Consider the following 19814-nt stretch of genomic DNA (forward strand, 5'->3'; position numbering starts at 1 on the left):
TATTATGGGAAAGATATTGGGTATTGACCTTGGAACTACTAATTCATGTATGGCTGTGATCGAAGGCGGTAAACCTACTGTAATTCCAAACGCTGAAGGTGGAAGAACAACTCCATCAGTGGTTGGTTTTTCTAAGAAGGGAGACAAGCTTGTAGGTCAGGTAGCAAAAAGACAGATGATAGCTAACCCTGGGAACAGTGTAAGTTCTATCAAACGTCATATCGGTGAAGGCGACTATAATGTCAATCTCAACGGTAAGGATTACACTCCGCAAGAAGTTTCCGCTATGATCCTGAGGAAGCTCAAGGATGACGCTGAGGCTTATATAGGTGAGACCATCACTCAGACGGTTATCACTGTACCTGCTTATTTTAATGATTCTCAGAGACAGGCTACCAAAGATGCCGGACAGATCGCAGGTCTTGAGGTCCTAAGGATCATCAATGAGCCTACTGCAGCATCTCTTGCATATGGTCTTGAGAAAGAGGAAGGCGACCACAAGATCCTCGTTTACGATCTCGGGGGAGGTACTTTCGATGTATCCATCCTTGAGTTGGGCGATGGTGTATTTGAAGTGCTTTCCACAAGCGGTGATACTCACCTTGGTGGAGATGATTTTGATCAGAGGATCACAGAGTTCCTTGTTGAGGAATTCAAGAAGGCTGAAGGCATCGATCTGTCAAATGACAAAGCTGCCCTCCAGCGTCTCAATGATGCTGCAGAGAAAGCAAAGATCGAGCTTTCCGGTGTTGCTTCTACAAATGTGAATCTTCCGTTCATTACAGCGGATTCCAATGGTCAGCCAAAACATATCGATATTGACCTTACAAGAGCACAGTTCGAGAAGATGACCGAAGACCTTGTGGCTAAGACCCTCGAATCAATGAAGATGGCTCTTAGTGATGCGAAGTTGACCACAAAGGACATTGACCGTGTACTTCTTATCGGTGGTTCTACAAGGACCCCTGCAGTATATGATCTTGTCAAGAACTTCATCGAAAAGGACCCATACAAGAACATCAATCCTGATGAGGCAGTTGCAGTTGGTGCAGCTATTCAGGCAGGCGTACTCTCTGGAGAGGTCCACGATGTTCTCCTTCTCGATGTCACACCACTGACAATGGGTATAGAAACTCTCGGAGGGGTTGCAACACCACTTATCGAGAGAAACACTACAATTCCTGTTAAGAAGAGCCAGATATTCTCAACTGCGGCAGATAGCCAGCCATCTGTGGAGATCCATATCCTGCAGGGCGAACGTGGTATCGCATCTGCGAACAAGACCCTCGGTCGCTTTGTGCTTGACGGCATACCACCTGCACCAAGAGGAATTCCACAGATCGAAGTATCATTCGATATCGATTCCAATGGTATCCTTCATGTTAATGCAAAGGATCTCGGAACTGGTAAAGAACAGTCCATATCCATACAGAAACCTGGTGGATTGTCCGATGATGAGATCGAAAGGATGGTAAAGGACGCAGAGTTGCACGCTGAGGAAGATCAGGCACGTAAGGAAGAGGTCGAGACAAGGAACAATGCTGACTCTCTTGTCAATGCTGCTGAAAAGACCTTGAAGGAAGCTGGAGATGTTGCAACCGATCAGCAGAAAGAGCAGATCGAAGCTGCGATAGCTGAGTTGAACACTGCACTTGAAGGGGAAGACCTCGAGGCTATCAAGAGCAAAACAGAAGCACTTCAGGAATCTGTCTATAAGGTTTCTGCTGCAATGTACGAGAAAGCTCAGAAAGAGGCTGGTGCCGGAGCTGAAGCTTCTGAAGGCGCAAGTGGTCCTTCATCAACTGGCTCTGCATCAGATGATGATGTCGTTGATGCGGACTATGAAGTTGTTGACGAAGACAAATAAATACCTGAAGGCAATATGTGCAGATGATTTCCATCTGCACTTTTATTTACCTTCAAAGGAGTTCTAATGTCGACCACGCGAGATTATTATGAAATACTTGGTGTATCGAAAGATGCATCTGATACTGAGTTGAAAAAAGCTTACCGCAAACTTGCGATGAAATTTCATCCTGACAAGAACAAAGAAGCGGATGCTGAAGAGAAGTTCAAGGAGATCTCCGAAGCGTATGCTGTTCTTTCAGATGCTGAGAAAAAGGCGCAGTATGATCGTTTTGGACATGCGGGTATCGATGGTCGATACAGTACTGAAGACATTTTTAGAAATGCTGATTTTGGCGATTTTGGTGACCTCGGTGATATCTTTGGCAGTATCTTTGGAGGTGGTGGCGGTTTTGGTGGCGGAGGGCGCCGCAGGCAGGGACCTACAAGAGGCTCGGACCTGAGGTATGACCTTGGTGTAACGCTGGAACAGGCTGCTTTCGGAGAAAAGGTACAGATAAATATCCCACGTGCAGAGAATTGTGAAACCTGTGGTGGCAGCGGTGCAAAGGAAGGCACAAGTCCAAAAACATGTGCTACATGTCGTGGCAGCGGTCAGGTAACCCATGCAAGAAGAACACCGCTTGGCAACTTCATGACCACAACCACTTGTGGTGCTTGTCATGGCAAGGGTCAGGTCATTGAATCTCCCTGCCCTGTTTGTAGAGGTTCAGGCAAACAAAAGAAAGTGCGCAAGATGGGTGTCTCGGTTCCAAAGGGTGCTGATACAGGTCTACGACTGAAGATGTCCGGGGAAGGCGAAGCTGGCAGTCCCGGTGCACCGCCGGGGGATCTCTATATTGTCATCCATGTCAAACAGCACGATAAGTTCGAGCGTGTTGGCGATGACATCGTCTATGGAATTCCAATATCATTCTCACAGGCAGCCTTGGGTACTGAGATACAAGTACCTACACTTCATGGGAAAGTGAATATGAAGATCAAACCTGGCACTCAGACGCATTCTGTATTACGCTTAAAGGGTAAAGGTATGCCACATCTTCACGGGCATGGTCAGGGTGACCAGCTTGTCAGGGTGATCGTTGAAACACCTACGAACCTTACAGGTAAACAAAAAGATCTACTTGAAGAACTTGAGAGGCTCAGTGATGGTGACCATAAGGGTTCGAAAAAAAAAGGTTTCTTTGATAAGCTGAAGAATGTATTTGAGAGTTCTACCTCTGATAATTCTGTTGGCACTGTCGATTAAGGCACGTGCCTAAATATTTTCTTTTTTATTCTTTTCTTTTTGCAGTAACCTTTAACATGGATATGTTTCATTAATCATTCTTTATAATTTCAATTATTTTCACAGGGCTGTGTAATTTATGAAGATAATTATCGTAGGTGCTGGAGAAGTGGGATTTCATATTGCAAGTTCTCTCTATCTCAACAATGATGTTGTTGTCATTGATATTGATGAGGACGCATGTGCGAGAGCTGATGAACTGGATGTACAGGTGATTCAGGGTAATGGTGCGAACGTTTCTATTCTTGAGCATCTGATACATGATGCTGATCTCCTTGTTGCCGTAACGGGTTCAGATGAATTGAACATTGTTACCTGTACGACTGCCAAATTGATATCTCCTTTACACAAACAGCTCAAGACAATGGCGAGGGTAACGAACCCTGATTATATCGACAGGCCTGTTGCAACGCGCACTCAGGTGGGTATCGATGTCATGATCTGCCCTGAGCTTGCTTTGGCTTCTGAGGTGGCTGAGATCCTTTCTATGCCTTCTGCAATAGATGCTGAGGTGTTTGCAGATGGAAAGGTCAAGATGATGGAATTCGTTGTATCAGATGAAAGCGATCTTGTTGACAAAAAAATGAAAGACCTTGATCTTTCCGAATGTTGTATCGTGAGTGCACTCTATAGAGAATCTAATATTATTATTCCACATGGTGACGATGTCATTCACAAAGGTGACCATGTTGTGGTCATCGGTAAATCCGATGCCATGATGGACATTGGTAACCTCTTTGCCGGGCATACGGAAAGTGTGAAGCGAGTTCTCATTATTGGCGGTGGGGCAGTTGGTTTCTATCTTGCAAAGCTTCTGGAGAAAAGCAACACGAGTATCAAGATAATTGAAAAGAATCTGGATAGATGTGAAGCTATTGCAGATCTCCTTCCAAAAGTTCTTATCCTGAAAGGAAATGGGACCGATATACATCTTTTAAAAGAAGAGGGTGTCCAGGATATGGATGTTGTGATCTCCGTTACTGACAGTGATGAGAAAAATCTGTTATGTGCTCTTCTTTCCAAGCAACTTGGTGCAAAGAAGGTTATTGTAAGGGCTGACCATCTTGATTATGTGCCATTGTTCGAATTGGTGGGCGTGGACCGTGCGGTAAGTCCAAGGGAAGCTACGATCAATGAAGTTCTGAAATTGACGATGGGTACTGGTATTGAAGCATTGACAATGATCGAAGGTGAAAAGGCCGAGATCATAGAGTATATTGCATCCAGTACCTCCAAGGTAACCGGTAAACCTTTGAAGAACGTACCGTTCCCTGAGGGTGCCTTGGTATGTATGGTGGTGCATAAAGGGGATACGTTCGTTCCCCGTGGTAATTATATCATTAAAGAAGGGGATCGTGTCCTTGTGTTCTTATTACCTTCTGCACATCAAAAAGTTGAACGTTTGTTCAAGTAAAATTGGAAGGTCTATATTTTGATAAACTATAGGGTAGTATTTAATGTATTGGGTTCTCTTCTTTGTTTTCTTGGGCCTTTGATGCTTATACCTCTGGTAGTCGCAATGTATTACGGCGAGTCCCCCTATCCTTTTGCAGTATCTTTCGCAGTGACGACAATTGTTGGGTCTCTGCTTTCCTTTAGGTTCGTATCCACCGGTGAGGACGAATGGGAAAGAAGGGAAGGTTTTGCCATAGTTGCATTTGGATGGTTTGCAGCTGCTTTATTTGGTTCTATACCTTACATGTTCGATGGTGTAACTCCGCTCAATGCCCTGTTCGAATCCATGTCCGGCTTTACAACTACTGGGGCAACGATCTTCGTGGATATCGAAAGTCATTCGAGAAGCCTTTTGTTCTGGAGGAGTATGACCCAGTGGATAGGTGGAATGGGTATCATTATGTTGTTCATTGCCATTCTTCCGAAATTGGGTGTTGCTGGCAGACAGATGTTCCGCGCAGAAGCTCCAGGTCCAAAAGAGGATCAGCTCAAGCCGAGAATAAGGGAAACCGCAAAGATACTGTGGGCGGTCTATGTCTCGATATCCGTACTTGAACTTATACTGTTACTTGCAGCAGGGATGTCATTCTACGATGCTTCTACACATACGTTCACCACAATGGCGTGTGGTGGTTTTTCCACATATGCTGATAGTGTTGCTGCTTTTGACAGTCCTTTGATAGAAGGCATAATCACATTGTTCATGTTCATAGCAGGTGCAAACTTTGCTTTGCATTATAAGACCCTTTATTCTGACAAAAAAAGTCTCCTAAAAGACAACGAATTCAAGTTCTATTTTGTGATCGTGGCCATCGCAACTATTCTGTTGACGGGGATCCTTCTGAGGGATACTTATGATACGATACCCACAGCGTTCAGATATGCGGTATTTCAGATCCTTTCTATTCTGACCACGACCGGGTATGCAACTGCTGATTTTAATTTATGGTCTGATTCAGGAAAGGTCATACTACTGGCTATAATGTTCATCGGGGGATGTGCCGGTTCAACTGCGGGGGGAATTAAGGTCGTCAGAGTTCTGCTATTACTGAAATATGCCCGACGTGAACTTTTTAAGGCAATTCATCCTAAAGCTATAATGCCTGTTAAGTTCAATGGAAAAAGTGTGCCAGGGGACATCATGAATGCAATCATTTCCTTTGTTGTCATCTATTTACTTATCTTTTTACTCAGTTCTGCGATCCTTGCAATTCTTGGCATGGACCTTACAAGTTCTATAACTGCATCGATAGCAACATTGGGTAATATTGGTCCGGGTTTCAATCTGGTGGGACCAATGGCAAACTTTAGCACGGTTCCTGCGATAGGTAAACTTGTCCTTATTGCCAATATGTGGGTCGGAAGGTTGGAAGTATTCACTGTTATAGTGATGCTGACCCCTGAGTTCTGGAAACGGTGACAAAGAGATATTGCTTCATCAGCCTTGGATGAAGCGAAAAGATGCTTTATTCTGCTTTGTACTTGAAATCAACGTCGTTCTTGATGAAATCTTTGAATATTCCTCTGAGGTCCCAGAGAAGCTTCTTATTTGCTTTGAACAAGGCCTTCAACAGGTCCAGAAGGCTCATGCTTGTGAAGTTAACATCCTTGAGGGAGTGTGCAAGGGAATTAAGGTCCTCGTCAGTGAAATTGACGAAAGTCTCTTTGACAATAAGGCTATTGTTAATCTCTTTTCCGATCGTCTTTCTCCAGAGTTCTTCATATTCCTGAAGGGTATCTGTGGAGCAATCTCCATTTCTGATCGCCTTGGCAGCTATTTCTCCGGCCATCTTGCCTGCATTCATGGCATTGATGATCCCACCACCTGTTATTGGGTCTGATTGGCGTGCAGCATCTCCTACAAGCATAAGTCCATTGGCTATCGTTCTATCGATAGTCCCACAAACGGGTACGCCTCCGATGACCATTTCGATTATCTTGGCATCAGGCATGTTCTTTTCCATAAAGTCATTGAGGAGGTCTATGGGTCTGTCCTCTCCGGATTTGCTACCCAGTATGCCTATTCCCACATTTGCTTTGTTGCCACCTTTGGGGAACATCCATACATAACCGGCAGGTGCTATCTCATTTCCGAGGTAGAAATAGCAGAATTCCTGGTCAATGTTGGCATTGCTCACAAGATACTGTGCACAGGTTTCCATATCGGATGGCTTTACTGCCGTTTCAATACCTGCCCAACGTCCGACCTTTGATTCCATTCCGTCTGCACCAATAACTATCTTTGAGCGCACTTCGTGAATTTTTCCCAAATGCATGAGCTTTATTCCGCAGACTGTATCATTTTCAATTATCAGGTCAGTTGCTCTTGTCTTGACCATGACCTCAGCACCGGCCAATGCACTTTCGTTAGCAAGTTCTCTGTCAAAGATCTTCCGCTCGAGTACATATCCCACTTCCCCGCCGGACATCTCCTCTGCCATTTCGACCCTTGTTCCGTCCGGTGAAATTATGCATGATCCTTTTACGTCTGCACATATCCATCGTGGATCTGGTTCAATATGTTGTTTTAAATGAAATTTGCCTACGCCTTCAGCGCATCTGATGGGATCGCCGATCTCCTGCCTTTTTTCTATCATTAATACGTCGAGCCCTTCCTTTGCTGCGGTTTTTGCAGCAATGGATCCTCCCGGGCCTGCGCCAACAACAATGACATCGTAGTGGTCTTTCATCTGTTCACCTCGATGGCTCCGAGCGGGCATATTTTCTGACAAATGCCACATCCAGTACATTGATTGTCTACTTCTATCCATGTTTCGACAAGTTCCAAAGCTCCCGTTGGACATACCCCTACACATGCACCGCAGTATCCACATATATATTTATTTACACTGATGCTCATTGATTATCACCGAATAGTTCAGATGTGTTGCTATCATTATTACTTCCATTATAATATATGTTTCGTGGCATCCATTTTTCATAATGGTGATATTTATATGTTAGTACTTATAAGACGCTAAATATCGTGGATATGTTTTCTCTTTTAGGTCAATAATACTAATATCAGTTATTCAGGATCTATATTTTGTTCGTATTGTATGTGGCTTTTGGTAATATTGCAGAGAATATTGCTAATGGTGCCGTACATAACAGTTCGTAATATTTTCTTGTGATGGGCTAAACGACATTTTGATATGTTCTGACAACAGTCTTTCTTTATATGCATCATATCATGGTCTACGTTCTGCGGGAAGTATGGATGAAGCTCGAATGTTGGGGAAAGAGCTGGTGTCAAGGAATCTTGCAGCATGTGCTAACTTTCATCGTATCGACTCTGTTTACCGGTGGGGTGGTAAGGTCGTTGAAGATCAGGAAGTTGCAGTCGTGCTAAAAACTATCTCTGAAAGATTTGATGAATTAAAAGAAACAGTAAGGTCGCTGCATAGCTATGAGCTTCCATGTGTCGTCTGCTGGGATATCTCCGGGTATGAGGAGTATTTGCAATGGGTCTCAGATGAAACTGGAAAGCTTTGATAAGGGTGAGATCTTCACTCTTCCTTTTCCGGTCTCAGAACCGAACCGTTTCTCTGCGTATTTTTTTGCCTTTCCTTTTCCGTGAAGCATGAGCTCGACAATATCATGGGGTTCATCGATATCGGTACTTGCAAGGAATGAATCGAATATGTGCATGCTCTTGTCGAGATCTTCAGTGATCTCACAATGGCTTGTGAAACTGCAATCGTGATATTTTACAGTGAACTCGTTCGGATGGCGTATGAAAAGGATGTTAGTTCCTCCGCCTTTTCCCGGAACGATGACAACATCCTCTGAAACTGATGTTATCTTTCTGATATGATCGCCTGTCACAAGGGGCAGGTCGGCCATTATTATCAATATGGGTTCGTTGGCATTTTGCAAGTATTCATTTATAGAATCGTTCAGTCCGGGTTTTGTGACAATGAGATCCCCCTTGAACTCTTTTGGAATTCCTTCCGTTGATGTCGTGAGGATGTCTATAGTTTTCATTCCTGCATCGTTAAGGGCTTTAATGACATCTTCTAGCATAAGCTCTACGAAATCTTCTCTTTCTTCCTTTGAGAGGACTGGAGATAGCCTTGATTTTGCATTTTCGTTCTTATAAGGAATGACCGCTCTCATATTATATTTCCTCGTATAATGCATTCCTTAACATCGGTTTGCGACCTGCACTTTTGATGATCCATTCCAGCTCTTCTGGTGATAGATATTCCCCGTTCGCCCCTCCGGAAGCCAGGGTGATCTGATCTTCCATAAGAGTGCCTCCGAGATCATTTGCACCACAGGACAAAGCTACATTTGCAAGCTTCTTGCCAAGTTTTACCCAGCATGCCTGAAGGTTATCCACGTGTTTGTTGAGCAGTACTCTTGCAATAGCTATCATTTTGAGGTCTTCCATTCCGGTTGTCATGAACTTCCCTGAACGTAGCATCTCCTCTCCGAGACTGTTGTTGTAGGGCATGAAAGGCATGGTTATCAGTTCGGTGAATGCACCGGTCTCTTCTTGTATATCACGTATTGTTAGTATGTGATCGAACCTTTCTTCCCAGGTCTCCACATGACCGTACATTATGGTGGCATTGGTGCGCAGGCCGACCCTGTGGGATGCCTTGATGGTTTCTATCCACTGGGCTGTTGTGATCTTATCTTCACAGATGATCTTTCGTACACGGTCCACAAGTATCTCTGCGGATGTCCCTGTAAGCGTGCCCAGGCCGCTTTTTTTCAGTTCGCTAAAGGCATCTTCGATGGGTGTTTTTGAAAGGGATGAAGCATAGTAGATCTCCATTGGTGAGAATCCATGTATGGTCATATTAGGATATTTTGTGTGAATGCTCTTCACGATCTCATTATAGAATTCAAGGTCCAGTTGTGGAAGATAGCCGCCTTGGATGCAGATCTCCACAGCACCGGCCTTTTCTGCCTGGCCGACCTGTTCAAGTATCTCTTCAATGGTCAGTATGTACCCTTTCTCTTCTCTGAAACCGCAGAAACCGCAGTTTCCCTTGCACATATTGGTGATGTAGATGTTCCTGTTGGTGACATAGGTCACTGTATCACCAACGGCTTCTTTACGCAGGTTGTCTGCGAGTGTGTAAAGTTCGAAGGGATTTACATCCAGAAGTGCAATTGCATCTTCCTTTGTTGCTTTTCCTCTGTGGGTCCGTTCAATGATCTCTTCGGGAATGGTCATTATCATATGCTCCTGTAAAGTGTGTCTCTCTGGACTGGTGTCCTTTCTGTGGCCCTGATGATCCATTCCAGTTCTGCCACAGAGATGACTTCCCCACTGGATGCTCCTGCTGACTTTGAAATGCTTTCTTCCATGAGCGTGCCGCCCATGTCGTTCGCACCACAGGAAAGAGCCATTTGTGCAAGCTTCTTTCCAAGTTTTACCCAGCTTGTCTGTACGTTGTTGATGTGCGTATTGAGCAATATGCGTGCAATGGCATAGACCTTTAGGTCGTCTATACCGGTGTTCATGAATCGGCCTTCCTCCAGCATTTTCTCGCCTATGGGGTTATTGTAAGGCATGAACGAAAGGGGTACGAACTCAGAAAAGCCGCCTGTCTCCTTCTGAATTTCCCTGATGGTGATGATGTGGTCGATCCTGTCCTCCCACGTATCCACGTGGCCGTACATCATTGTTGCAGTGGTCTGAATCCCTATATTGTGGGCAAGGGTCACAGTGTCTATCCATTCCTGTCTTGTTAACTTGTCCGGGCAGATGATCTTTCGTACTTTGTCTACAAGAATTTCCGCTGCGGTTCCGGGCATTGTGTTCAATCCGTTATCCTTGAGCTTTTTCAGTGTTTTTTCGACTGAAAGACCACTGGCCCTTGCAGCATGATTGATCTCCATTGGGGAGAAGCAGTGGGTGTGGAGGTGTGGATATTCGGACTTGACCGCTCTGAGAATATCAATATAGAGGTCTATATTTGCATCAGGTAGCAATCCACCCTGGATACAGACTTCGGTCGCACCGGAAACGTGGGCTTCCTTTATTTTTTCCTTTATCTGATCAATGGAGAGTAGATATCCTTTTTTATCTTTGAATGCACAGAAACCACATGTTCCAATGCATATGTCTGTGAAATTGATGTTTCGGTTGATGATGTACGTAACGTCATCTCCAACGGCTTCAGCTCTGATCTGGTCTGCAAGTGCGAACAGTTCAAAGGGTTTTATTTTCAGTAGGGTAAGAGCATCTTCTTTGGTAGTAGTACCCTGATATGCTCTCTCTAAGATATCTTCGGGGATCATTGCTGCTTCCTCTTAAATCCGTTTTTATCAGTAAGTGTTTCTATCAGGTCGGAAAGTTTGCTGCTGTACCATCCTTTCTTTATATGCTGTGGGTATATAGGCAATCTTTCTCTAAGTTCTATTTCTTTTGTCATCCTTTGAAGTTCGATGACATCCGGCCACTCAGCTTCCGGATTTATCCAGTCAATGGTTGTTGGGGAGACTCCACCAAGGTCAGATGCACCTGCTTTTATCAATATATATGGGTCGATGAGGTTTGGTGCGACCTGGACTGCAACATCATCCGGTAGTATTTTCCTTGCAATGGAAACTGTCTCTATCATCTCTTCCTTTGATGGTGGGGCATGGTCTGCCATTGGGGTGTCAGGTTTTGGCATGAAGTTCTGTATGATGACTTCCTGTATGTGTCCGAATTCCCTGTGGATGTCCGCAATGACACTGAGTGAACGTTTGCGGTCAGCCTTTGTTTCCCCGATGCCCACCAGTATGCCTGTGGTGAATGGTATCTGTAACTTTCCGGCAGTCCTTATCATCTCTATGCGGGTGGATGGCGTTTTTCCAGGAGATTCGGAATGTGCTTTCAGTTCCGCGGTGGTTTCCAGCATAAGGCCCATGCTAATGTTCAAAGGCTTTAATATCTCGAGCTCGTGCTGGGTAAGGATCCCTGCATTGGTATGCGGCAGAAGTCCTATTTCTATGGCAAGTTTGCAAAGGTCGGCAACATACTCAACCGTGCTGGAATATCCAAGCTTTTCAAGTTCCAGTAGATATTCCGGAACTTCTTCAGCGTATTCTCCAAAAACAAAAAGGGCTTCAGTACATCCTGCCTTTTCTCCTTTTTCAAGGATCGACCTGATCTCCGACATTTTCATTAGGCGGGCTTCAGGATGTCCGGCATCGCGCCTAAAGGTGCAGTAGCCGCAACGGTTCCTGCAAATATTGGTAACAGGGATGAAAACATTGCGCGAGAATGTCACAAATTCGGGCATAATTGGTCAATGAATGAAGGATTTAGTACATAAGCTTAATTGAAGGTTGAAACTGATGGATTTTTGTTGGGAACTAAATAATATTCTTGAAAACCTAAAAAGAAAAAAGAAAATTGGTGAAATGATCAATTTCCTTCGCCTAAAATGATGTTCATTGTATTCTTGACGCCGAGGGCGACCCCTTCCACTTCGATCCCGCCTTTTCCTTTTGCACCATCTCCGACAACGTATAGTCCTTCTATCGGAGTGGTATTGCCAATATCGGTTCCTGATGAAGACCTGTTGACAGGCCAGCCATCGTAATATGATTGTGCAAGAAGGATCTCGTAGTCCTTGTTCGGGAATATCCTTTCGAGGTCAGCTATCCCCAAATCGATCTCTTCCTCGAGGAAAGGTATCCTGTCCCATTGCACTGTCTGGTGTGCCATTACCAGATGTTTTCCCGGGGGTGCGAGCTTTGGATCGATGTTAGTTACCTCATTGATGCCATTGACCCTCTTTGCCGATGGTGTGAAAAGCACTCCTCCATGGCCTATGAGCGGTTCATTGGCAGCAAGACATATCTTCACTCCGGCAGAGGGTTTTATCGTTCTGATCTTGTCAAGGTATTGTTTATATTGGGGTGTGGTGGGTGCATCTTTGCAAAGGTCATTTGTGAATGGGTGTCCAATGTTACTGATGACGATGTCTGCCATGTGCTTTTGTCCATCAATTAGCACACCAACGGCTTTTCTGTTCTCCACCAATATCTCTGTGACCTCTGTTTTTGTCTCAATGCTTCCGCCGTTCTTCCTTACAACGTCTGCAAGGGCATCGGTGACTGCTTTACAGCCGCCTATGGGGACTCCTGGTCCTCCGTGTCGATAGAGGTTCTCGAATATCTCGAAGGCCTCTTCTACTGGGGTATCTGCTGCTTTCAGGCTCAGTGCCCAACCACAGAACGAGTCTGCCATCTGTTGGGCAATGGGCATGTTAAGGTTCTTTGTTATCCATTCTTCAAAAGAGCAGTTTTTAGGTGACCATTTTCTGGTCGAGATCAATAATAATGCAAGTTTTATGCGGTTCCATGCTGAAAAGGTCGAACCGAACTTCCCAAATGGTACATCTTTGTATATTCCTTTCTCAAGGTCTTCATGTATTCTCATGAAGGCGGTATCATCCTGTCTTTCAATGATGACCTTGGCATTGACCTCTTTAATAAGTTGTGCCAGGGGTCCGGTTGGTCCATGGGGTAGCATGTGAAGTGCACCGGTGGTCAATTGATATCCGTTGATGTTGAAGTTCGTGAACCTTCCTCCGATCATTGCGAGGCGTTCGAACACTTCTACTTCATAACCTGATCCGGATAGTTTGGCTGCGCTGAGCAACCCTCCCAGTCCTGATCCGATAACGATCGCTTTCATTCATCTGCCTCAATCGCTTTCATGGGGCAATATGTTGCACATACGCCACAATTTACACATGCATCGGTGATGTGTGCCTTACTTTTTACGATGATTGCATCTATTTTGCAAAATGCTGTACATTGGCCGCATCCAACACAGTTGTCGTTGATCTTCATGAATCTTCCTCGAGTTGGAGTTCTTTTAGTTCCTTAATAGTAAAAGTATTTTGTTCTAATTTACGGAAGTGTGATCCCTATATTTATCTTATGTGCGTCTGGTAATATAAGCAATGTATTAATACTGATGCGTTCTATCTTTATTGTACTATTATGTGTGGGAGTATAGTTCTTTTGTTGTTCTGTTTTGTATTTAGCAATGTACTCTAATTATCATTATCAATAATGACAATCCTTTTATAGTAATATGTCTGATTATACTTTGGTGATATACATGTCCACGGAAACTATCCAAGTAGTAGCTCGTAAAGACGGTGAAATGGTTTCGAAAAAGTTCAAGGCTGCGCCTTATGAATTTACTATCGCCACCCGCGCAAAGTGGAAGATGGTAATATCTAATGAGGACCTGGAACTTCGTGCTGGCGAATATAAGAAGATCGCAATTAAGGAAGTCATATTGGATGCTGACACACTTGCAATTCCATGTGCGTTCACTTATCATGCAGTTGCTTCCGTTCTGAAGGTCTCTTCAAAGGAAGGGAATTGCCTTGTTGAAAGCCCGCGTACCATCAATCATGCATATGTATTCGGACAGGAGTCCGGAAAGGTTAGGGCAGGGGACCTGCTTGGTGTACTGAATGTCTTCCCTATCATGTTCACAAGGGAAGCTATGAAACCTATGCTTGTAAAATGAACTGATCCAAGGGGGCCTTTAAATGGAAAAATGCGTGATCTGTGGAGATGATCAGGATTTCAAGCAATATGAGGGCTATAATATCTGTACCTCCTGTGCCGACATCATGGAAGATGTGATGAGCGAGTATTTCATGAAAACGGTGAGTGATGCTACAAAACCGAAGGCGCATGAAGGCTATCTGCACTATCTTGATAATACCAGTCGATATGTGAGTGATTACAAGAAGATCCTCTCTAAATCACACAAGTATACTGTAGATGCTTCTGAACGCGCAGATGATGCTCTTAATGAGAGTAAGATGCCCTCAAAGCAGCGTTATTTTGAACGAATGCATGAGGTGCTTGATTGGCTTGAGAAGACGCCACAGTTCTATCATTATTATTTCAGGGAATATTATACCTGTCCGAGCTGTGATTCCTCGATCTTTGATAAGTATGAAACTGAAGAAGTGGGGGAGTGGCTTGTGATAACTTGTTCCAATTGTGGCGAAATGGTCAAGAAGTATTACTCTCCAAAGATGATCTGATATTTGTAAAGCAGGTATATTCTGCTTTCTTTGACTTTTTTAAATTTTACTGAATACGTACTTTTGGTACTTTTAATAAGCTTAAATATGCGTTTTTCTGCTAAATTTCTATTCAAAATCCACACAGTCCTTCTATTCTTCTCCTGTTAATATTTAGTCATCTTTTGTTATGTATGTGTGTTTTTTGGAAATAGTTATATAGAGACTACTATATCTACGATTATTAATCTTCAGGTGATTCATCATGTCAGTAATAATCGATAGTAGCAGTATTATCAATAGTTACATTCCGGTTGCTGTGTTTCTTGTTGTTTCGCTTCTGATGCCTCCGGCAACGATGGCTATGGTTAAGTTGGTAAGCCCCAGAAGCAAATCACCTAACAAATACACGACCTATGAATGTGGTTCAGATCCGTTAGGAGATGCGCGAATACAGTTCAATGTTGAGTATTATCTTTATGCGATAGCATTTGTTCTGTTCGATATCGAAGTTCTTTTCCTGTACCCATGGGCAATGATCTATCAGGGTACCTCTGTCGATATGGTAACAGCGATCGTTGAGATGCTTATCTTCATTTTTGTTCTGTTGTTCGGATATGCATACTTATGGAAGAAGGGTGCTCTTAAATGGATGAATTAAACGATAACGAAACAGTCGAGAATCAGGAGGGGCATGTGGAAGAGATCCCCGGTGTAATCACCACCACTTCCATAGCTATCACTGAATTCTTGAAAAAGACAAAAGCTCAGGATGTAATTAACTGGGGTAGGAAGAACTCTTTGTGGTTCCTGACTCAGCCAATGGGTTGCTGTGGTGTGGAAATGATCGCTACAGGTTGTGCACACTATGATACTGACAGGTTCGGTATTATACCACGTAATTCTCCAAGGGCTGCAGATGTCATGATCATTAGTGGATATGTGACAAAGAAATACCTTCCTGCTCTTAATACGCTCTGGGAACAGATGGCTGCACCAAAGTGGGTAATTTGCATGGGTGACTGCTCTATTAGTGGTGGTCCTTTCTATGAATCTTACAGCACAGTGCAGAACATCGATAAAATGTTCCCTATAGATGTTTTTATTCCAGGATGTCCGCCAAGGCCAGAAGCCCTGCTTCAGGGATTCATTGAGCTTCAGAAGAAGATCATGGCTAAAAAGGACCGTGGGACGGATTATTGAGGTGATCACATGGATGCAAAAACCATTATTGATTCATTGGTTAATAAGTTCCAGGATTCCCTCGTGGATGCAAAAGTGGATTCTGATATCAGAGTCTCTGCTTATCTGGAACCGGAAAAGATCGTGGAAGTCTGCCAGTACATGAAAGATGAACTTTTATTTGATCATCTCTCAAGCGAGACTGCTGTAGATTATCCTAAAAGGAACGAGATCGTGGTTGTCTATCATATTGGTTCATATGACCATTCTGTTCTAATGACCATCAAAGTTAAACTTCCTCGTGATGCTCCGGAGATCGAGTCTATTGTTCCTGTTCATTGGAATGCAAATTGGTATGAAAGAGAAACATACGAACTGTTCGGTGTTAAATTTAACAATCACCCCGACCTCAAACCTCTGGTCCTTCCAGATGAATTGATGGGAGATTGGCCTTTGAGAAAGGATTACGAAGGCTTCCCGAACAGAACTGCTAGAAATTTGGTGTGAGGGTATAAATATGGATGAAACAGTTGGCCCATCAGAAATGATCGTTCACCTTGGACCTCAACATCCGATGCAACCAGGACCATTTAGGTTAAACCTGAAACTTAAAGGTGAAACCGTGGTCGATGGTGATATCGAGTTGGGATTTATTCACAAGGGTATTGAAAAGATCTTAGAAAACAAAACGTACCTTCAAGGCATACCTATCGTTGACAGAATTTGCTATCTTACAGCAATGACAAACGAAGAGGCTTATGTCGGTGCTGTTGAAAAACTTGCAGACATTGAAGTTCCTGAAAAATCCCAGTATATCAGGGTTATTGTTGAAGAACTGTCAAGATTACAGAGCCACCTTCTTGGAATGGGTGAGTTCGGTGAGTTCATTGGTTTCGTATCAATGTTCATGTATACTATCAAGGAAAGGGAAGAAATTCTCTCTTTGATGGACATGGTGACAGGAGCACGTATCACACACACATTCCTCAGGTTTGGCGGTGTACGTGACGATCTTCCTGAAGGATTCAAGGAAAAATCTGTAGCCGTATTTGCAAGTCTCAGGGAACAGATAGCAGATTATGATAAGCTGTTCAACCATGATGAGATCTACAAGTTACGTTGTTTCGGTGTTGGTATTCTTGATTCAAAGACCGCAAGGGACCTTGGGGTATCAGGACCGGCACTTCGTGCAACAGGTGTTCCTTTCGATATAAGGAAAGATGAACCTTATCTTGTTTACAAGGACCTTGATTTCAAAGTATGTACAGCTACTGACGGCGACATCGCAGCCCGTATCAATGTGAGGCTCGAAGAAATGCTAGAGGCCATGTACATAATAGAACAATGTCTTGACCAGATGCCAAGCGGCCCTATCTTCTTCGAGGACTCATTATACGGTGTAAGGACACCTGTGATGAGGGTTCCTGAAGGAGAGGTTTTCCACAGGGTAGAAGATCCACGTGGAGAAATGGGATTCTATATGGTATCAGATGGTTCAGACAAACCATATCGTGTAAAGATAAGGGGACCGGTATTTCCAACAATGCAGGCATTGCCTCCACTGATCAAAGGCACTACTATTGCCGATGTGGCTGCAATTGCAGGGAGTATGGACGGATGTACGAGTGAGGCGGACAGGTGATCATGATGTCTTCAGAAGTTATAGATATTCTTTTCAACCCCTGGGTTCGTACTCTGATCGGTCTTTGTCTGATCGGTGTAGTTTTCGGCGGCGCAATGGTAGTTGTCTGGTTCGAACGTAAACTATCAGGCGATATTCAGTTCAGGCTTGGCCCTAAATATGTAGGTCCTTTCGGTATGTTCCAGCTTGTGGCCGATGCTATCAAGTTGATGACCAAAGAAGATCTTATTCCGTCAAAGGCAGACCGTTTACTGTTCGTATCAGCACCTATCGTGCTCATGGGTTCAGTGTTCCTGATGCTTGTGGCAATTCCATTCGGTGCAGTCTTTGTCAATGGTGTCGAGTATCCGATCGTGGGTACGGAAATGGATATAAGTATTCTTTATATTGAAGCAGTGTCTTCGATCTCTATTATCGGTGCTTTCATGTATGCATACAGTTCCAACAACAAGTATTCACTTCTTGGTGCTTTCAGGAACTTTGCAAGGATGATCGGATATGAAGTTCCACTCGGTATCACTATAGTAAGTGTAGCGATCATGGTAGGTTCATTGAACATTATCGAGATAGCACAGGCACAGAGCCCGATCTGGTTCATATTCCTTCAGCCTCTCGGATTCATCGTGTTCTTTATTGCATTGATGGCCGATATGGGTCGTCTTCCGTTCGATCAGAACGAATCTGAAGAAGAACTGGTCGCAGGATGGATCACAGAATACACAGGTATGAGATTCGGTCTTGGTTTCTTTGCTGAATATATTCACCTTATTCTTGGTTCAATGCTTGTTGTACTCTTGTTCCTCGGTGGCTGGAACCTCCCTTCATTCCTGACAAATGTCACGATACTTGGAATCTTCCTTCCAACATTGTTCTATCTGTTGAAGGTTGCTCTTGTTATACTGACCATCATCATGCTTAGATGGGCTGTTCCAAGGTTCAGGATCGATCAGGTTGTTGACCTGAGCTGGAAAAGACTTCTCCCACTTTCATTATTGAACCTTGGATGGGCAATAATGCTGGGTATTTACCTGGGAATGTGATACCATGGTATTGAAAAATATTGTTAGAGCTGTTAAAAATATCTACAAGCCCCCTATTACCAGAAGGTATCCTGAGGTGCCCACCGAATTACCTGACAGGTTCAGAGGGCTTCAAAAACTTGATAAAAGTAAGTGTATAGGCTGTGGTATTTGTGCAAACACCTGCCCCAACAGTGCGATCAAGATCGTAAGGGCAAGGGTAAGCAAAGACAGTGACAAAACAAGATGGTTCCCTGCTATCGATATTAGCCACTGTATGTTCTGTGGTCTTTGTATCGATCAGTGTCCACAGGATGCGCTTTCAAGCACAAAGGTCTACACAACCGGTGTGATCAGATTGACCCATGAAGAATTATTGTACACTCCGGACATGTTAGCACGTGAAACTCCGGTAGGGGAGAATGGTGAGTGAAATGGTAGGTATAATCGAAGGCATCATTTTCTTGATCGTTGCTCTTGTACTGATCTCATTTGCGATCCTTTCAGTAGTAACAAGGGATATAGTCCGTGCAGCACTTGCATTGATCATCTCTATGTTCACAGTAGCCGCTGTTTACATAATGCTGAATGCACAGTTTTTGGGTGTTGTCCAGATCCTTGTGTATGTAGGAGCAATTGGAGTTCTGATACTGTTCGCAGTGATGCTGACTAAGAAAACAATGGGGCGTGAGAACAATGACTAATGATCGTCCAACAATTTTGGATTCATTCATTCATCAGTTCCATCCTAAGAAACAGATAATAAAGTTGCTGGACATAGAGGCACCTTCTTTGAGAGGGGTCCTTGATACGATGTTCAGGTTAACCATCGCGGCTCTGTTCCTTGCGGTGATCTTTGTATCATTATATGGTACTGGATGGACAACGGTGGACCAGCTTCCACAGAATATTGCTGATCAAAGTAACATCAAAGCACTGGGTGTATTGATATTCACAGACTTTGTAGTTCCATTTGAGATACTTTCCATAGTATTGCTCTCTTCATTGATCGGTGCAATCTACATGGCAAAAGGAGATGATAACTGATGATCCCATTGAATTGGTATCTGGCTCTTTCAGCTATCGTGTTCTCCATAGGGCTCTATGGTTTGATGACTCATAAGAACGGTATCAGGATGCTGATGTGCGTGGAACTTATGTTAAACTCCGCAAACATTAATCTTGTTGCCTTCTCAAGTTACAACGATGATATGACGGGACAGGTATTTGCTCTGTTCTCTATTGCACTCGCTGCAGCAGAAGCAGCTATTGGATTTGCAATACTCATGTCAATTTACAGGATGCGAGATATGATAGATGTTGATAAACTTAACATATTGAGGTGGTAA

General features: G+C 43.7%; 24 protein-coding genes. 16 read left to right on the plus strand and 8 right to left on the minus strand.

Annotated features, from left to right (window positions below; genetic code table 11):
- Positions 1 to 4: 4 nt before the first annotated feature.
- The 4 genes from dnaK to PBV53_RS05910 all read left to right on the plus strand — a co-directional run bounded on the left by dnaK (position 5) and on the right by PBV53_RS05910 (position 6029).
- Positions 5 to 1867, plus strand: coding sequence for a molecular chaperone DnaK (dnaK, locus tag PBV53_RS05895; RefSeq protein ID WP_270096234.1), 1863 nt, complete (start codon positions 5 to 7; stop codon positions 1865 to 1867).
- Positions 1868 to 1933: 66 nt separating this feature from the next.
- Positions 1934 to 3115, plus strand: a complete 1182-nt coding sequence (dnaJ, locus tag PBV53_RS05900) for a molecular chaperone DnaJ (RefSeq protein WP_270096235.1) — start codon at positions 1934 to 1936, stop codon at positions 3113 to 3115.
- Between the two features lie 118 nt (positions 3116 to 3233).
- Positions 3234 to 4568 carry a Trk system potassium transporter TrkA gene (gene trkA / locus PBV53_RS05905; protein WP_270096236.1) on the plus strand — a complete coding sequence of 445 codons (1335 nt, stop codon included), beginning with the start codon at positions 3234 to 3236 and terminating at the stop codon, positions 4566 to 4568.
- Between the two features lie 21 nt (positions 4569 to 4589).
- Entirely contained in the window at positions 4590 to 6029 is a 1440-nt protein-coding gene (locus tag PBV53_RS05910) for a TrkH family potassium uptake protein (protein WP_270096667.1), read from the plus strand.
- 46 nt (positions 6030 to 6075) lie between these two features.
- Here the strand turns inward: PBV53_RS05910 and PBV53_RS05915 are convergent, their stop codons facing one another.
- Complete coding sequence (locus tag PBV53_RS05915; protein WP_270096237.1) at positions 6076 to 7299, minus strand: NAD(P)/FAD-dependent oxidoreductase; 1224 nt, start codon at positions 7297 to 7299, stop codon at positions 6076 to 6078.
- Positions 7296 to 7469 (minus strand): 4Fe-4S binding protein, encoded by a 174-nt coding sequence (locus PBV53_RS05920; protein WP_270096238.1) that lies wholly within the window; start codon positions 7467 to 7469, stop codon positions 7296 to 7298. The genes PBV53_RS05915 and PBV53_RS05920 overlap by 4 nt, the downstream gene beginning before the upstream one ends.
- Positions 7470 to 7825: 356 nt before the next feature.
- On the opposite strand from PBV53_RS05920, the gene cutA reads away from it, so the two are divergent.
- A complete protein-coding gene (gene cutA, locus PBV53_RS05925) occupies positions 7826 to 8104 on the plus strand; it encodes a divalent-cation tolerance protein CutA (protein WP_270096239.1) in 279 nt (92 codons plus the stop codon).
- Here the strand turns inward: cutA and cofC are convergent.
- The 6 genes from cofC to PBV53_RS05955 all read right to left on the minus strand — a co-directional run bounded on the left by cofC (position 8081) and on the right by PBV53_RS05955 (position 13420).
- Positions 8081 to 8728: a 2-phospho-L-lactate guanylyltransferase gene (gene cofC, locus PBV53_RS05930; RefSeq protein WP_270096240.1), complete on the minus strand. Its 648-nt coding sequence runs from the start codon at positions 8726 to 8728 to the stop codon at positions 8081 to 8083. The genes cutA and cofC overlap by 24 nt on opposite strands.
- Before the next feature lies 1 nt (position 8729).
- Positions 8730 to 9800, minus strand: a complete 1071-nt coding sequence (cofH, locus tag PBV53_RS05935; RefSeq protein ID WP_270096241.1) for a 5-amino-6-(D-ribitylamino)uracil--L-tyrosine 4-hydroxyphenyl transferase CofH — start codon at positions 9798 to 9800, stop codon at positions 8730 to 8732.
- A 2-nt stretch (positions 9801 to 9802) separates the two neighbouring features.
- Positions 9803 to 10870, minus strand: coding sequence for a 5-amino-6-(D-ribitylamino)uracil--L-tyrosine 4-hydroxyphenyl transferase CofH (cofH, locus tag PBV53_RS05940; RefSeq protein ID WP_270096242.1), 1068 nt, complete (start codon positions 10868 to 10870; stop codon positions 9803 to 9805).
- Entirely contained in the window at positions 10867 to 11859 is a 993-nt protein-coding gene (gene cofG / locus PBV53_RS05945; protein ID WP_270096243.1) for a 7,8-didemethyl-8-hydroxy-5-deazariboflavin synthase CofG, read from the minus strand. Before cofG ends, cofH (PBV53_RS05940) begins: the two co-directional genes overlap by 4 nt.
- Before the next feature lie 125 nt (positions 11860 to 11984).
- Positions 11985 to 13262, minus strand: a complete 1278-nt coding sequence (locus PBV53_RS05950; RefSeq protein WP_270096244.1) for a phytoene desaturase family protein — start codon at positions 13260 to 13262, stop codon at positions 11985 to 11987.
- On the minus strand, positions 13259 to 13420 hold the full coding sequence (locus tag PBV53_RS05955; protein ID WP_270096245.1) for a 4Fe-4S binding protein: 162 nt from the start codon (positions 13418 to 13420) through the stop codon (positions 13259 to 13261). Before PBV53_RS05955 ends, PBV53_RS05950 begins: the two co-directional genes overlap by 4 nt.
- A gap of 274 nt (positions 13421 to 13694) precedes the next feature.
- Between PBV53_RS05955 and PBV53_RS05960 the strand changes: the two genes are divergently transcribed.
- The 11 genes from PBV53_RS05960 (at position 13695) to fpoK (ending at position 19814) form a co-directional block, all read left to right on the plus strand.
- On the plus strand, positions 13695 to 14114 hold the full coding sequence (locus PBV53_RS05960) for a DUF22 domain-containing protein (RefSeq protein ID WP_270096246.1): 420 nt from the start codon (positions 13695 to 13697) through the stop codon (positions 14112 to 14114).
- 22 nt (positions 14115 to 14136) lie between these two features.
- Positions 14137 to 14643, plus strand: coding sequence for a hypothetical protein (locus PBV53_RS05965; protein ID WP_270096247.1), 507 nt, complete (start codon positions 14137 to 14139; stop codon positions 14641 to 14643).
- Between the two features lie 244 nt (positions 14644 to 14887).
- Entirely contained in the window at positions 14888 to 15283 is a 396-nt protein-coding gene (gene fpoA / locus PBV53_RS05970) for a F420H2 dehydrogenase subunit FpoA (RefSeq protein WP_011499360.1), read from the plus strand.
- Positions 15271 to 15825 (plus strand): F(420)H(2) dehydrogenase subunit B, encoded by a 555-nt coding sequence (fpoB, locus tag PBV53_RS05975; protein ID WP_270096248.1) that lies wholly within the window; start codon positions 15271 to 15273, stop codon positions 15823 to 15825. Before fpoA ends, fpoB begins: the two co-directional genes overlap by 13 nt.
- 9 nt (positions 15826 to 15834) lie before the next feature.
- Entirely contained in the window at positions 15835 to 16311 is a 477-nt protein-coding gene (gene fpoC, locus PBV53_RS05980) for a F420H2 dehydrogenase subunit FpoC (protein ID WP_270096249.1), read from the plus strand.
- Positions 16312 to 16321: 10 nt separating this feature from the next.
- Positions 16322 to 17446 carry a F420H2 dehydrogenase subunit FpoD gene (gene fpoD, locus PBV53_RS05985; protein WP_270096250.1) on the plus strand — a complete coding sequence of 375 codons (1125 nt, stop codon included), beginning with the start codon at positions 16322 to 16324 and terminating at the stop codon, positions 17444 to 17446.
- A 5-nt stretch (positions 17447 to 17451) separates the two neighbouring features.
- Entirely contained in the window at positions 17452 to 18486 is a 1035-nt protein-coding gene (fpoH, locus tag PBV53_RS05990) for a F420H2 dehydrogenase subunit FpoH (protein WP_270096668.1), read from the plus strand.
- Positions 18487 to 18490: 4 nt separating this feature from the next.
- Positions 18491 to 18898, plus strand: coding sequence for a F420H2 dehydrogenase subunit FpoI (gene fpoI, locus PBV53_RS05995; RefSeq protein ID WP_270096251.1), 408 nt, complete (start codon positions 18491 to 18493; stop codon positions 18896 to 18898).
- Between the two features lies 1 nt (position 18899).
- Positions 18900 to 19169: an NADH-quinone oxidoreductase subunit J gene (locus PBV53_RS06000; protein ID WP_305064592.1), complete on the plus strand. Its 270-nt coding sequence runs from the start codon at positions 18900 to 18902 to the stop codon at positions 19167 to 19169.
- A complete protein-coding gene (gene fpoJ, locus PBV53_RS06005; protein ID WP_270096252.1) occupies positions 19162 to 19512 on the plus strand; it encodes a F420H2 dehydrogenase subunit FpoJ in 351 nt (116 codons plus the stop codon). The genes PBV53_RS06000 and fpoJ overlap by 8 nt, the downstream gene beginning before the upstream one ends.
- Complete coding sequence (gene fpoK / locus PBV53_RS06010) at positions 19512 to 19814, plus strand: F420H2 dehydrogenase subunit FpoK (RefSeq protein ID WP_270096253.1); 303 nt, start codon at positions 19512 to 19514, stop codon at positions 19812 to 19814. Before fpoJ ends, fpoK begins: the two co-directional genes overlap by 1 nt.

Source organism: Methanococcoides alaskense (genome assembly GCF_027594145.1).
Taxonomy (GTDB): Archaea; Halobacteriota; Methanosarcinia; order Methanosarcinales; family Methanosarcinaceae; genus Methanococcoides; species Methanococcoides alaskense.

Bases quoted from the DNA above. Each gene is read 5' to 3' on its own strand.
- dnaK (WP_270096234.1), top strand. From the start codon at position 5: ATGGGAAAGATATTGGGTATTGACCTTGGAACTACTAATTCATGTATG.
- dnaJ (WP_270096235.1), top strand. From the start codon at position 1,934: ATGTCGACCACGCGAGATTATTATGAAATACTTGGTGTATCGAAAGAT.
- trkA (WP_270096236.1), top strand. From the start codon at position 3,234: ATGAAGATAATTATCGTAGGTGCTGGAGAAGTGGGATTTCATATTGCA.
- PBV53_RS05915 (WP_270096237.1), bottom strand. From the start codon at position 7,299: ATGAAAGACCACTACGATGTCATTGTTGTTGGCGCAGGCCCGGGAGGA.
- PBV53_RS05920 (WP_270096238.1), bottom strand. From the start codon at position 7,469: ATGAGCATCAGTGTAAATAAATATATATGTGGATACTGCGGTGCATGT.
- cutA (WP_270096239.1), top strand. From the start codon at position 7,826: ATGGATGAAGCTCGAATGTTGGGGAAAGAGCTGGTGTCAAGGAATCTT.
- cofC (WP_270096240.1), bottom strand. From the start codon at position 8,728: ATGAGAGCGGTCATTCCTTATAAGAACGAAAATGCAAAATCAAGGCTA.
- cofH (WP_270096241.1), bottom strand. From the start codon at position 9,800: ATGACCATTCCCGAAGAGATCATTGAACGGACCCACAGAGGAAAAGCA.
- cofH (WP_270096242.1), bottom strand. From the start codon at position 10,870: ATGATCCCCGAAGATATCTTAGAGAGAGCATATCAGGGTACTACTACC.
- cofG (WP_270096243.1), bottom strand. From the start codon at position 11,859: ATGCCCGAATTTGTGACATTCTCGCGCAATGTTTTCATCCCTGTTACC.
- PBV53_RS05950 (WP_270096244.1), bottom strand. From the start codon at position 13,262: ATGAAAGCGATCGTTATCGGATCAGGACTGGGAGGGTTGCTCAGCGCA.
- PBV53_RS05955 (WP_270096245.1), bottom strand. From the start codon at position 13,420: ATGAAGATCAACGACAACTGTGTTGGATGCGGCCAATGTACAGCATTT.
- PBV53_RS05960 (WP_270096246.1), top strand. From the start codon at position 13,695: ATGTCCACGGAAACTATCCAAGTAGTAGCTCGTAAAGACGGTGAAATG.
- PBV53_RS05965 (WP_270096247.1), top strand. From the start codon at position 14,137: ATGGAAAAATGCGTGATCTGTGGAGATGATCAGGATTTCAAGCAATAT.
- fpoA (WP_011499360.1), top strand. From the start codon at position 14,888: ATGTCAGTAATAATCGATAGTAGCAGTATTATCAATAGTTACATTCCG.
- fpoB (WP_270096248.1), top strand. From the start codon at position 15,271: ATGGATGAATTAAACGATAACGAAACAGTCGAGAATCAGGAGGGGCAT.
- fpoC (WP_270096249.1), top strand. From the start codon at position 15,835: ATGGATGCAAAAACCATTATTGATTCATTGGTTAATAAGTTCCAGGAT.
- fpoD (WP_270096250.1), top strand. From the start codon at position 16,322: ATGGATGAAACAGTTGGCCCATCAGAAATGATCGTTCACCTTGGACCT.
- fpoH (WP_270096668.1), top strand. From the start codon at position 17,452: ATGTCTTCAGAAGTTATAGATATTCTTTTCAACCCCTGGGTTCGTACT.
- fpoI (WP_270096251.1), top strand. From the start codon at position 18,491: ATGGTATTGAAAAATATTGTTAGAGCTGTTAAAAATATCTACAAGCCC.
- PBV53_RS06000 (WP_305064592.1), top strand. From the start codon at position 18,900: ATGGTAGGTATAATCGAAGGCATCATTTTCTTGATCGTTGCTCTTGTA.
- fpoJ (WP_270096252.1), top strand. From the start codon at position 19,162: ATGACTAATGATCGTCCAACAATTTTGGATTCATTCATTCATCAGTTC.
- fpoK (WP_270096253.1), top strand. From the start codon at position 19,512: ATGATCCCATTGAATTGGTATCTGGCTCTTTCAGCTATCGTGTTCTCC.